The 12,710-nt window shown below is 56.3% G+C and carries 10 protein-coding genes; 6 read left to right on the forward strand and 4 right to left on the reverse strand.

The annotated features are described in order from the left end of the window. Nucleotides 1-113: 113 nt before the first annotated feature. Nucleotides 114-1,529 (forward strand): cobyrinic acid a,c-diamide synthase CobB, encoded by a 1,416-nt coding sequence (locus tag FE783_RS35280; protein ID WP_238403383.1) that lies wholly within the window; start codon nucleotides 114-116, stop codon nucleotides 1,527-1,529. Here the strand turns inward: FE783_RS35280 and FE783_RS35285 are convergent. From FE783_RS35285 to FE783_RS35295, 3 genes are all read right to left on the reverse strand, one after another. After that, a complete protein-coding gene (locus FE783_RS35285) occupies nucleotides 1,526-2,563 on the reverse strand; it encodes a zinc-binding alcohol dehydrogenase family protein (RefSeq protein ID WP_138884098.1) in 1,038 nt (345 codons plus the stop codon). The two genes, FE783_RS35280 and FE783_RS35285, sit on opposite strands and share 4 nt — an antisense overlap. After that, on the reverse strand, nucleotides 2,556-3,176 hold the full coding sequence (locus FE783_RS35290) for a hypothetical protein (protein ID WP_138884099.1): 621 nt from the start codon (nucleotides 3,174-3,176) through the stop codon (nucleotides 2,556-2,558). Before FE783_RS35290 ends, FE783_RS35285 begins: the two co-directional genes overlap by 8 nt. 86 nt (nucleotides 3,177-3,262) lie before the next feature. Next, complete coding sequence (locus tag FE783_RS35295; RefSeq protein WP_138884100.1) at nucleotides 3,263-3,496, reverse strand: tautomerase family protein; 234 nt, start codon at nucleotides 3,494-3,496, stop codon at nucleotides 3,263-3,265. A 166-nt stretch (nucleotides 3,497-3,662) separates the two neighbouring features. On the opposite strand from FE783_RS35295, the gene FE783_RS35300 reads away from it, so the two are divergent. Both FE783_RS35300 and FE783_RS35305 read left to right on the forward strand, forming a co-directional pair. Continuing rightward, nucleotides 3,663-3,995 (forward strand): MerR family transcriptional regulator, encoded by a 333-nt coding sequence (locus tag FE783_RS35300; protein ID WP_138884101.1) that lies wholly within the window; start codon nucleotides 3,663-3,665, stop codon nucleotides 3,993-3,995. 165 nt (nucleotides 3,996-4,160) lie between these two features. Continuing rightward, complete coding sequence (locus FE783_RS35305) at nucleotides 4,161-5,369, forward strand: aspartate aminotransferase family protein (RefSeq protein ID WP_138884102.1); 1,209 nt, start codon at nucleotides 4,161-4,163, stop codon at nucleotides 5,367-5,369. Here FE783_RS35305 and spoVB read toward each other — a convergent pair. Further along, nucleotides 5,358-6,920: a stage V sporulation protein B gene (gene spoVB, locus FE783_RS35310; protein WP_138884103.1), complete on the reverse strand. Its 1,563-nt coding sequence runs from the start codon at nucleotides 6,918-6,920 to the stop codon at nucleotides 5,358-5,360. The two genes, FE783_RS35305 and spoVB, sit on opposite strands and share 12 nt — an antisense overlap. Before the next feature lie 520 nt (nucleotides 6,921-7,440). On the opposite strand from spoVB, the gene FE783_RS35315 reads away from it, so the two are divergent. The 3 genes from FE783_RS35315 to FE783_RS35325 are packed head-to-tail and all read left to right on the forward strand — an operon-like array spanning nucleotide 7,441 to nucleotide 12,434. Then, entirely contained in the window at nucleotides 7,441-9,096 is a 1,656-nt protein-coding gene (locus FE783_RS35315; RefSeq protein WP_138884104.1) for an extracellular solute-binding protein, read from the forward strand. Between the two features lie 19 nt (nucleotides 9,097-9,115). After that, on the forward strand, nucleotides 9,116-11,077 hold the full coding sequence (locus tag FE783_RS35320; protein ID WP_158302208.1) for a glycosyl hydrolase family 28-related protein: 1,962 nt from the start codon (nucleotides 9,116-9,118) through the stop codon (nucleotides 11,075-11,077). 34 nt (nucleotides 11,078-11,111) lie between these two features. Further along, nucleotides 11,112-12,434 (forward strand): ABC transporter substrate-binding protein, encoded by a 1,323-nt coding sequence (locus FE783_RS35325; RefSeq protein WP_158302209.1) that lies wholly within the window; start codon nucleotides 11,112-11,114, stop codon nucleotides 12,432-12,434. Nucleotides 12,435-12,710: the final 276 nt, after the last annotated feature.

Genomic DNA, 12,710 nt, shown 5'->3' on the forward strand with positions numbered 1-12,710 from the left:
GGAAACGTTTCATGACGACGGACCGGGCATTTCTAACATTAACGATGTTGGGAATGCCTTTTTTTCGTTTTCTAATAACTACTTGCCTTTGGCGACTTAGGAGTTGATTCCATATGAATGAGCGTCATCCGGGCATGAGCCCCTCCGCACAACGCAGGCTCGTCATCGCAGGCACGGGCAGCGGCGCGGGCAAAACGACGGCCACGATCGGGATCATGGCCGCCCTGAAGGCTAAAGGCTATACGGTGCAAGGCTTCAAATGCGGCCCGGATTACATCGACCCGGCTTATCATACGGCCGTTACCGGCAGGCCGTCGCGCAATCTAGACAGTTGGATGCTCGGGCCGGAGGCGGCGAAGGAAGTGTTCGTCCGGGGCAGCGCCGGTGCGGACATCTCCGTAGTCGAAGGGGTCATGGGGATGTATGACGGCAAAAGCCCGCTGTCCGACGAAGGCAGCACGGCCCACATCAGCCAAATTATCGAAGCGCCGATCCTGCTCGTCGTCAATGTCCAAAGCATGGCCCGCAGCGCGGCCGCCGTCGTCAAAGGCTTCCAGTGCCTCTCTCCCGGAGTACGGATTGCCGGCGTCATCGCCAACAAAGCCGGGAGCGAAGGGCATTACCGGATCGTCAAGGAAGCGATCGAGCAGGAATGCGGAATCCCGGTCATCGGGTATTTGAAGCGCGAGGAGCAGATCGAAATACCGGAGAGACACCTCGGACTCGTCCCTTCGATCGAACGCGGAGAGCTGGACTCCTTCTTCGCCAAGCTCGGGTCTTTGGTCGCGGAGCATCTCGATATGGACATGCTGCTGAAGATCGCGGAGTGCGGGCCGCTTGCATGCAAGCCCGCGCTGTTCGTCGAACGGGCGAAGAAGAGAGGCATCCGTATCGCCGTTGCGAAGGATGCGGCGTTCCACTTTTATTATCCGGAAAATTTGGAGCTTCTCGAGTCGTATGGCGCCGAGATCGTCTACTTCTCGCCGCTTGCGGGCGACAAAGTTCCGCAGGAGGCGGACGGTCTCTATATCGGCGGAGGGTTTCCCGAAGAGTTCGCCGAGCGTTTGGCCGGACTGGACGGGGTGAAAGCTTCGGTGCGGGAGCGGATCGAAGCCGGCATGCCGACGCTTGCCGAATGCGGCGGTTTCATGTATTTGACCGAGGCGATTCGGGACACGCAAGGGAACGAGTATCCGATGGTCGGCTTGATCAAGGGCGCCGTAACGATGCAGACGAAGCTGGCGGCGCTCGGCTATCGGGAAATATCCGGGACGGAAGACAACTTCCTGCTTGGCAGCGGGGAAGCGGCCCGCGGCCACGAGTTCCACTACTCCACCTTTCAGCCTGGCGGGGAAGCGAACCCGCCTCCGGCCTATTCCGCCAAAGGGCGTCAAGGGACGAAGCCGGAAGGCTTCGCGACGGCCAATTTGGTCGCAGGCTATACGCACATTCACTTCGGCTCCAATCCGGAGATAGCCGCGAGTTGGCTGCAAGCGTGCGAGGAGTTCAAGCACAGGAAACGCGGTTAAAATTGCTCCAATACAAGCTTCCCGATCATATCGCCGGCACGCACTTGTTCATGGGCGATCCGGAGGTTGGAAGCGTTAATCGGCGTCAGCAGCTGAGCCATCGTTGTTTTTATTTCCCCGGCGTCCATCAGTTCGGCGACGGCATTGAGCAGATTGTGCTGCTCGATCATGTCGTCCGTCCGATATTTGGCCCGGGTGAACATAAGCTCCCAATGGAAGGAGACGCTTTTGGAGAAAAGCAGTCCCAAGTGCACCGGCTGCTGAACCGGAACGATGGAGCAGATCGATCCTTGCGGGCGAATCGCTTCGGCCATGAAGCTCCAATGGGCTGCAGTATCATGGAGGCACAATATATAGTCGACATGCTCCATACCCAAAGCGCTCAATTGAGGCAGCATCGCTTCGCGGTGGTTGATCACGGCATCGGCTCCGTGTTCCTTGACCCAGCGGAACGACTCCGCTCTTGAAGCGGTGCCGATCACGGCAAGACCGGAATGTTTGGCCAACTGGGTTGCAACGGACCCTACGCCTCCCGCGGCGCCGATAATAAGAATCGTTTTGTGCCGATTGTCCGGCGCGTTGCGGCTGATACCCAATCTGACGAATAAACTTTCCCAGGCAGTTATAGACGTTAAAGGCATTGCTGCGGCCTCTGCAAAGCTTAAGCTCTTCGGCTTGCTTCCGGCGATTCGTTCGTCAACGAGATGGAATTCGCTGTTGCAGCCGGACCGGTCGATCGCGCCGGCGTAGTAGACTTCATCTCCGGGCTTGAACAATGTGCAATCCGGTCCGGTCTCGATCACGATACCGGCTGCATCCCATCCGAGAATAATCGGCGACTCGGAGGCGGCTTTTGAGCCCGACCGGCTTTTCACGTCGGCGGGGTTGATCGAGACCGCTCTTACTTGTACGAGCAAATCCCTGCCTTCCGGAGTCGGGACATCTATTACAAGATCGACAAGGTACTCCTCCGGTTCCGGTACGGGGAGCGGCTTGAAAAATCCGACCGCTTTCATCGTTACGGGCTTAACCATTTCCGCCGTCGCCTCCGAACTTCCGCAGCCAGCCGTCATGAAGCCACATTTCCGTTACGCGCCCGTTTCTCCACCTTATTCCTTGTTCGAACGTAATGATGCGTCCGCCTGTTCCCACAATGACCCAGGCGTAATCGTCGCTCTCCCGGCCATAACATTTGTATTTCATCCCCGGAATCACGTACTCCGCTTGCTTGTTCGGCCCATCCGCGATCGTTACCGTTTCGTCGTGGCGGTCAATCCACAAATTTTGCAAACGTTCCGACAGTCCGGGCTCGATCCGGTTAAACAAGGCTTCCGCGGAAGCTTTTGTTTCCTCCGGGGTCGGCAGCGGCCCCGAGCGAAGCGATTGGTCCTTCCAAGTATATCCGAGAATGGCGAGAGAGTCCTTCTCGACTACGAATGAGAAATGTTCGCCGCCAAGCCCGCTATGGGTTTCGCCTTGCTTACGATACCGGAACAGCCAAACGTCGGCGCTATTTTGTTTCCGGAGCTGTACGGTATGCAGCGTGTAAGGGTCCGGCAGGGGCAGCAAGCCGAGCGCATGCTCCAACGCCTTCCGATAGCCGTGTTCCGTTTCGACGCTATAGGTGGTCTCGGTCCGAGTATTCATCGTGACGCTCGCCTCCGTGAATGTATTGGGAAAAGGCACCCCTCCGGTTTCGGCTGGCCGGGGTGCCTTTGTTTTCCGCCAAACGCTTAATTTCCGGCGGGATTGTTTTCCGTGATGCGGCTTTTCGGCAAGAAGTCCGGATCGGATGCGACCGTTCCCGCTTGCCCCCAATTGTCCAGAGACGTTTCGCGCAGAACGACCAATACTTTATCGGGCGGAATGTTAAACAGATTGACCGTAGTGTCCGTCAGCCCCTTGATCCATTGCTTTTTCTGTTCCGCGTTAAAGCCTTCCCAACAATCGACGTTGATGATCGGCATAAGTGCACTCTCCTAAAGGTTATAGTGTAGCAAAATCAACCAATGTAATTTCGCTACGACAATTGTAACAAATCTACAATCATTGTCAATAATTCTATTTTGGTTGTAAATAAATTTTGACTGTTGTAAAATATTTTCATGGGAAATGACACGCGAGGTGGGAAAGATGAGCGATAATCAGGATCAAGTGGAAAGCTTCTGGTGGGATATCGAGCTTTTGGGCAAATTGGTCGTAGGCATCGGCGAAGTATCGGATATTACGGGCGTTCCGCAAAGGCAGATCCGATATTGGGAGGAGAAGGGAATCATTGTTCCCTCCAAGGAAGGCGAAGGGACGACGCGGAAGTACGATTATGTAAACATCAAAAAAATTCTTCTCGTCAAAGAGCTTATGGACGACGGGTTTACATTGGATGCGGCCGCCAAAAAAGTCGAAGTTCGCATGAAAACGATCAATGACGCTTTCGCCAAGCTTACCAATCGCACTGTGGATGAATAATGCATAAGAAAAAGCGCCTGCCGGTCTTATCGATCGGAAGGCGCGTTTTTATTTGCTGCTGCAAACCGCTCTTATTTTCACAACCTGCCTGAAAGGTTGTGTGCTGGGTATTGTATATAAATACAATAATATGTATAATAATTCGTATTTATCGGAGGTGATACGATGGTTGATGTGCGGAAATCCGGCACGGCACAGCTGCTGGCCGATGCGGAGCAATCGATTTTGTTTACGGCCGTCCGTCCCGGACTCGTCATGGAACGCGGCGAAGGGATGTATTTGTGGGACACCGACGGCAACCGTTACTTGGACTTTATCGGAGGCTGGGCGGTTACCTGCCTCGGCCATTCGCCGGCCGTTATCCGGGAAGCGCTCGTTCGTCAGTCGTCGACCCTCGTAAATGCGAGCCCGGCTTTCTACAATAAGCCGATGATCGAGTTTGCCAAGCTGCTGACGGGCTTGTCCGGCTACGACAAGGCGTTCTTCGCGAGCAGCGGAGCCGAAGCGAACGAAGGAGCGATCAAGCTGGCGCGAAAGCACGGGGCGGTAAATCTCGGAGGGGCATATGAAATTATCACGACGGTCAACAGCTTCCACGGGCGTACGCTCGCGACGATGTCGGCTACGGGCAAGGCGCGCTGGCAAAGCCTCTTCGCCCCCGCCATGCCCGGGTTCAAGCATGTCCCCTTAAATGATATGGACAGTTTGCTGGCCGCCGTCGACGGCAACACTTGCGCGGTTATGCTGGAGCTGGTTCAAGGGGAAGGCGGGGTTCATCCGGTTGACGCGGACTATTTGCGCAGGCTGCGCGAATTGTGCGACGAACGGGGCATGATGCTCCTATTCGATGAAATCCAAACCGGACTCGGCAGAACCGGCAAACTGTTCGCAGCCGAGCATTACGGCATTCAAGCCGATGCGATGACACTTGGCAAAGGAATCGGCGGAGGCTTTCCATTGTCAGCGCTGCTGACGAGGGAGTGCTTCAACTTATTCGAGCCCGGCGACCAGGGCGGGACGTATACGGGACAGCCGCTCGCGATGGCCGTTGGGCAAGCGGTCGTCCAAGAGATCGTGGATCGGCGGCTTGCCCGGAACGCGGAGGCGGTAGGCTTCTATTTGGAGAACCGACTGCGCGAGGTTGAGCACACTTACCGCTTGAGCCCGGTGCGGGGCAAAGGACTGCTGCTTGCATTCGATCTCCCGGCCCCTGTCGGAGCCGGGCTGGTTGCCGAATGTTTGCGGGAAGGACTGCTAATTAATTCCCCGCATCCGGCCACAATCCGGCTCATGCCGCCGCTGATCGCAGCCGAGGAGCATATCGACGAAATGATGCCGATTTTATGTAAGGCGATGGACCGTCTACTTGCGTAAAGCGGCGATCCCGCCCGTTCCGCCGAAACGGAATACGCTGCTGCGGTTAATCGTATTCGTCAGCACCAGCGACAGCAGAAACGCGGCAATCGCGATGCCGATCGAGCCGAGCAAGCTCCACAGCGGCTGCATGCCGATATGCTGTGCGTACGAATAGGCGGATTGACCGGCGAATGCCATGGCCGCCATGCAGAGCGCGACTTTCACGAACCGCCGGAGATCCAAGTAAAACCCGATCAGGCTCGAGATCGAGAAGAAGTTGAGCATCGTGATGAAGCAGATGCCGAAATTCATCCCGAGCGCGATGCCGGTAATGCCGAACTGGCTGCCGAGAAAATAAATCGCCGCCGCTTTCATGATGACCATGGCGATATAGTTCCACATCGTCGTGCCGGCTTTGCCGAGACCGAGCAGGACGGCGTGCAGCGGCGCTTCGAAATAATGCAGGAAAAAGATCGGAGCGAGCAGCTTGAGCAGCGGTCCGGCTTCCGGCGCGTTGTAGAGCAGCGTCGTAAGAGGAGTGGCCCATATGTACAAAATGACGGTGGCGGGCGCTCCCACGAACAGCGCGATCCGCATCGCCTGATCCATTCTCCGGTGCACGTCCATCCCGTTGCGGTTGGCCATCGCTTCGCTCACGGCCGGGATAAGCGCCGTCGATAACGAATGCGTAATAAAGCTCGGGAAGACGAGCAGAGGGAACGCGTAGCCGACCAGCAGCCCGTACTGCTTGGTCGCCATGGCGGTGCCGAGCCCGAATAGCGCCAAGCTTTTCGTAATCAGCATCGGCTGGAAGGCGCTGTAGATCGAATGGACGAAGCCGAGGCCGGTCGTCGGCAAGCCCATCCGCATCAGCTCCGCGAAAGTGCGCTTGCCGTGCCGCAAATGCTCGGACGCCTTCTGCTTATGCTCGTCGTTCCGCTGATTCCATTTGTATCTTCCGAGCAAATAGAGAAGGCCTACCCCTTCGCCTACGACGGCCCCGGCCATGGCTCCCGCCGCCGCGTATTCGATGCCGTAAGGCAACAGAAGCTGCACAAGCGCCAGCATGCACGCAATATGGGCGATATGCTCGAACACGTCGGACAAGGCGATCGACATCATATGCTGCTTGCCGCGGAAATAGCCTTTCAGCACGGCCGATATAGCGACGATCGGCGCGATGGGCGTAATCGCCAGCATGGCGTAGTAGGCTCTTTGATCGGTCAAAAACAAGGCAGCTATGTACTTCGAGCCGAGCAGCGCGAGCAGTGTCAGGATGATGCTGAGCGTCCCCGTAATGACAAGGGAAACGGCGAGAATCCGCTTCTCCTTCAGCTTATCCCCTTTGACGTCGGCTTCGGCCACCAGCTTCGAGATGGCGACCGGCAGCCCCAATTCGGTCAGCGTAATGACGAGCGGTACGAGCGGATGGGCCATCATCAATAGACCGATCCCCTCCGCTCCTAGCGAACGGGCCAGAAAAATGCCGCTTACGAATCCGAGAATTCTCGTAGTCAAGGACGCTGCCGTCAGAATGAACGTCCCTCGTACAAAAGATTGTTTTTGCATGAGCCGCCTCTTTATACTTGGAATGGTTTTCTTTTATGTATATTCGCCGGAGCCGAATACATGCGAACAAGCTTGCCGTCGGCTCGTTCGGCGGTTGACCATTCTCGGCGCCCGTCTGTGCAAAAGGTCCGCAAACCTTTGCCTGACGGGCTTTTTCGGCGTTCTGAGAGAATGGTCAATCATGCGAATTGTGTCTATTGCCGGTTGCGGCGGCGGCTCGGTATAGTGGGAAAGTGGCGGGAAAAGTACCCGGAATAAGCTGCGAAGGACCACGTCACTTTTTGGGGTATGGGTATCGGGGTCCCCGAAAAGTACCCGGAATAAGCTTCGAAGGGCAGCTTCACTTTTTGGGGTAATAGTATCGGGGTCCCCGAAAAGTACCCGGAATAAGCTGCGAAGGGCTGCTTCACTTTTTGGGGTAATTTAGGGTAATTTGGGGTAAGGTGGTGAGACGAGGAGCGCGATTTGATGATAAGCTGGACTTGCCTGAAGAGCGTGCATAAGGGAGGTCGAACGGGCAATGGCCAAGCATATGGGAAAATGGTGCGCCGCATCCGTTGTAACGGTGCTGGTAATCGGGGTTTTGCTGACAAGCTGCATCGGCGGCAAGACCGAGGATGGCGCGACAGCCTCATCCGCCGGCAGTGAACGGCAGCAGACGGACGGCAAATCGGCCGGGAAGCCGGAAATTACGGTATCCGTCTACGATCGGGGCAACGTTCCCGCCGAAGAAGGAACGGCCGCAAGAAACCGCTGGACCGAATGGATCAACGCCAACAGCCCGGTCCAAGTCAAATTCGTCCCGATTCCGCGCTGGGAGTCCGAGATGAAATTCAATACGCTGTTCGCTTCCGGGAAGGCACCCGATCTTATTATGGAATACTCGACTGGGTATACGAACCAGCTGTACGCGCAAATTCTGCTTCTGCCGCTCGACGGTCCGGTGGAGCGGTACGCGCCAGACTACAAAGCGCTGCTGCAACAATATCCGGTGCTGAGGAAGCTCGGCACGAAGGCGGACGGCAAGCTGTATGGGCTCGGGGCCATCAGTCCCATCACGACGAACCACGTCCTGTTCATTCGAGCGGACTGGCTGAATAAGCTGAACCTCGATATCCCAACGACGACGGAGCAGTTTTACGAGGTGGCGAAGGCGTTCGCGGAGCAAGATCCGGACGGCAACGGCAAGAAGGACACGTACGGGATGAACTTGAGCTTTGTCGGCGACAGCATCGTCAACGCGATGTTCGGCCACAGCGAATGGAAAGTCGAGAACGGAGCATACGTTCACGCGTGGGACCGTGCCAAGGCGGCCTATGAGCTGAAGAAACGGCTCTATGACGGCGGCATGGTCGACATGTACTATTTGACCGACAAAAATGGGGAGCGCGCCCAGCAAGATTTCGTAACCGGCAAGCTCGGCATGTTCGGCGCGAACGGGGGGGCGGGAGCGCTCGGGCTGAAGCTGTACGAAACGTTCAAGAAAAATGTTCCGGACGGCGAAATTATGCCGATCGCGCTGCCCCGGAGCCGGTTCGGACAGTACAGTCCGGCGCTCTCGCCGTCGGCTTACATCACGGCAGTCGTCAACGCCAAGGCGACAAATCCGGAGGCAGCCCTCCAATACGTCAATTTCCTCGTCCAGCCGTCGACGATCAAGACGCTGAGATACGGAATCGAAGGCGTGCACTATACGACCGGCAAGAACGGCTGCCCGCAAGTCGTGAACGCGGACAAATCGAAGAGGGAGGTCGACTGGAACCTCGACTTCCGCATGCTCTCTTCCAGCGCGTCCGGCGGAGAATGCGACAAATTCATTTCCCGGCTGAACCCGGACAATCCGACGGAGAAGCGGTTCGGCGAATTGATTCAAGCGGCGGAAGCCGCCTATATAAGCCCAGACCGGCCGATCTATTACGATATCGACGCAAGCGCACAGCCCCATTGGCCGGAACATTTGCAGATCATCGTCAAAAACGCGACGAAAGCGATCTCGGACATTTGGTCCAAAGCGGTCGTCAGCGGTCCGTCGTACACGATCGACCAAGCTTTCGAGGACGCGAAGTCCGCATGGGACAACGCCGGCGGCGCGCAGCTGGACAGCTATTTGGCCGGCTGGTATGCGGCGAACAAAGAGAAAGTGGTGCATACGAAAGACTGGTACGACAACAAATAACCGCAGTGGAGGACGATTCATGCCGGCAAACGATACGAACAAGACGGTCGGACAAACTGAGGAACCGCTTCTTGAAACGGGAGGTTCGAACGGGACGATGAGCAGAAGGGCTGCGCTCGCTTCGATCGGCATGGCGGGTGCAGCGCTGGCAGTCGCGGGTCTGGTCACTGGAATCGCAACGGATACCGCCTACGGAGCGGGCGACAGCTGTATCGCCACGACGCTCGCCGGGATAAGGGCCGAGACGGCCCCGAGTGCGGGGAACGTATATGTGGCGACCGATCTCGGACAGGAGGGAGCTTTTCGCTGCGATCCGGCAGATACGACATCCGCGGATAATACGGGGACTATTCTTGTAACCGCTTCCGGAGCACGGTTCAAACGGATCATAGACGGACAATGGAACGTGAAATGGTTCGGCGCCAAAGGAGACGGAATTACCGACGACAGTACGGCGATCCAAAATACGGTTGAAGCCGCCCTTCGATCTACGGCCGGCATCAATTCGTCTTACCTCGGCGTCCATCCGCGAATCTTTTTTCCGCGCGGCGTATACCGGATCACGAGCAACAACTTGTTCAGCGGCATTACATACACGGGCTCCATCAAGCGGGGCATCACGTATGCGGGAGAAAATATGTATTCCTCGGTTTTGCTGCTGGAGACCGGCGGAACGGAGAAGTGGTTTTACAACAACGGACCGAATAACCATAAATTCGACCGCATCCATTTCCTCGATCTGGGCTTTACCGGCGACAACGATACGAAAGCGAATGGCTTCAACATTTGGTCGGCCGGAGGCGAGAAGCAGTTCAAGTTTTTCCGCTGCGCGCTGTCTTCGAGCGTCAATGCGGCGATCGGACTAAGCACGGGAGGATTGGACGATCTGTTTGTGCTGCAGGGGACAGGCAACGCCGACCTGATGAAGTTTCATTCGTGCGATTTGTCTTGCGGCGGTACCGTGCTGACGTTGAACAACCAGCAGTCTGTCGTTATCGAGTTCGTAGCGACGGACGTATCGACGACTAACGATGTGGTCAAGGTGGAGAGCGGCGGCGGTGGATGCGTTAATTTCTTCGGCGGTTCATGTGTCGTATTTACGAAAACCGGGGAAGAGTCGGTGCCCCGCTACATTTTGAACGTGGCGGACGATGCGGCCGTCGGTCCGGGCAACAACAATTATAATTTCTTCGGAGTCCGCTATGAGCTGCAGGGCATCAACCGGGGGATCGTAAGAAGCGGCGGATTCAGAACGGAGACGGCGGCCGTATTCGACGGCTGCAATTTCGGAACCGTTGTCGGAGGGGCCCGGAATGCGGTGGAGGTTGGTCCGAACAACCGGGTGGCGTTCGAGAACTGCACGCTGTCGGAAAGCTTGAAATACGTCTTGAAGGGCGACTTCGCGTCGAGCAACTCTTCTCCGTCCGGAGGGCTGCTGCTTTTCGACAAGTGCCAAACCGGGCTGTCGACGAATCCGTTATACAACCGCATAACGTTCACGGGCAATATCGGCCGGGCGATCGCCAAAGATTGCTACCAGAGGGGCGGGGCAAGCTTCGTCAACAAAAAGGTGTGCGACTTCGATCTGAACAAGCAAAACTCGATGGCCCGGGAGCCTTCCACCCCGCTGAAATCGATCCATGTCAAAATTGCCGCATACGGCTTCCCGCTCGGGACTTCATCAGCCCAAGACTACACCGTGGAATTTCCGCTCGGGACACTCATCAAAAGCATTTACGTAAACAAGCCGGCTTTCGGCACCTCCGCGCAGACGTATCAGCTGTTCGTCGGGACCGACGACAAATCGGTGAAGCTCGGGCAATCGGTATCCGCCTCGGGAACGCACCAGGAGCAGCATATGATCGACTTGCGGGACATTTATTTGCTCACCGATGCCACGAACTCGAAATTAAGAATGTGGGCGGAAGGCGCGGCGGGCGTGAATCAGACCGGCGGATTGGCCATTATCGAATATTATTGAAGCCGTCGAACGGCTCGGGGGGAGAATGCAAGTTATGGTTCATTGGAAGAAAGGATGCCGGATCGCGGCTGCCGCTTTGTCGGCTGCTCTTCTGCTGCAAGGCTGCGCGCAAGGGAATACCGGGAGCACGGAAGCCCCCAAAGAGAAAGAGGTCGCCGCGCCGAAGATCAACACCGATCCGGTCACGATTACGATATGGGGCAACATGTCCGACCAGCTGTTCCAGAAAACCGTCGCAGAACCGGTAAAGCTGAAATATCCCCATATTACGATGCAGATGGTCTCGTCGGCGCAAAATAAAATGCCCGATCTGATCGCGAGCGGCAACGTGCCGGACATGATCGCCGATTCGATGGCGGCCATGCGGACGCATATGGACAACAAGCTGCTCGAGGATATGACGCCCTATGTCCAAAAGTATAAGACCGATCTCGGCGTCATCAGTCCGGTCGTACTGGACTCGGTGCGCGCCATCTCCGGCGACGGCAAGCTGCTCGGGCTGCCGATTAACGGCAATATCATCATGATGTATTACAACAAAGATATTTTCGACCGATTCGGCGTCCCCTATCCGAAGGACGGCATGACATGGGACGAAGCATACGCGCTTGCCCAGAAAGTGACAAGAACGGAAGGCGGCGTCGCCTACAAAGGCTTCGCGTTCCAGGACTTTTACTTGTTTACGGCGAACCAGCTCTCGTTGTCTTTCGTCGACGGCAAAACCGAGAAGTCGGTCGTGAACAGCGAAGGCTGGAAGAAGCTGTTCGAAACGTACGCGCGGTTTTTCCGCATTCCCGGCAATGGGGTGGACGACAAAACGTTCGGAACCGGCCTGGACCAGTTCCTGAAGGACCGCACCGTAGCGATGTACGTAACCAGCTCCATCTTCTCCAACTTGCCGGATGCGATCAAAACCGGGTTCAACGTTGACATGGTGTCTCTTCCTTCCTTCTCGGAAGCGCCGCGCACTACGACGCAGGTGGACGGCGGGGTCCGGATGATCTCTACGACGAGCAAAAACAAGGATCAAGCCTACCTGGCTCTGACCGCCATGCTGACGAATGAGGCGCAAAGCTTAATCGCCCGCAGCGGCGGCTTCCCGGTCATGAAGGATCCGAAAGTGATGGAGCAGTTCGGGCTCGATATCGAGGCGCTGAAGGACAAAAACCGTCTCGGCTTTGTATACAGCAAGCCGGCCGCCCCTTCCGCCTTCAAGACGAAATACGATGCCGCGGCCGTCGCGATCGTTCGCGCCCAGTTCCGCAAAATGGTGCTGGAGCCGAACAGCGACGTCAACACGATTCTCCGGGAAGCGGACGAACTAGTCAACAAAGCGATCAAAGAGGCCGCGAAGTAAGAGAGCGCGATACGGCAGGCGTTCACATAAGCTCCGCTCGGCAGCGTTTTGCCGGACGGGGCTTGTTTTTTGCGGTTGTCCGGATTGGCTAAATGGAAAACATGCAGGTAAAATCGGCATAATGGGCCGGCTGCACGTATTTAACTGGAAAAGATGCAGTAGCGTTGCATTAAGGCTAACATCATGTAGCAAGTGAATTTTGTGATTGTTTTCACATAATTTTTCTTTGTACAACTCGAAAAAGGTTGTCTACTCGTAAGAGCAGGAACATCCATT

The organism is Paenibacillus mesophilus, assembly GCF_005938385.1.
In the GTDB taxonomy this organism is placed as follows: Bacteria; Bacillota; Bacilli; order Paenibacillales; family NBRC-103111; genus Paenibacillus_AB; species Paenibacillus_AB mesophilus.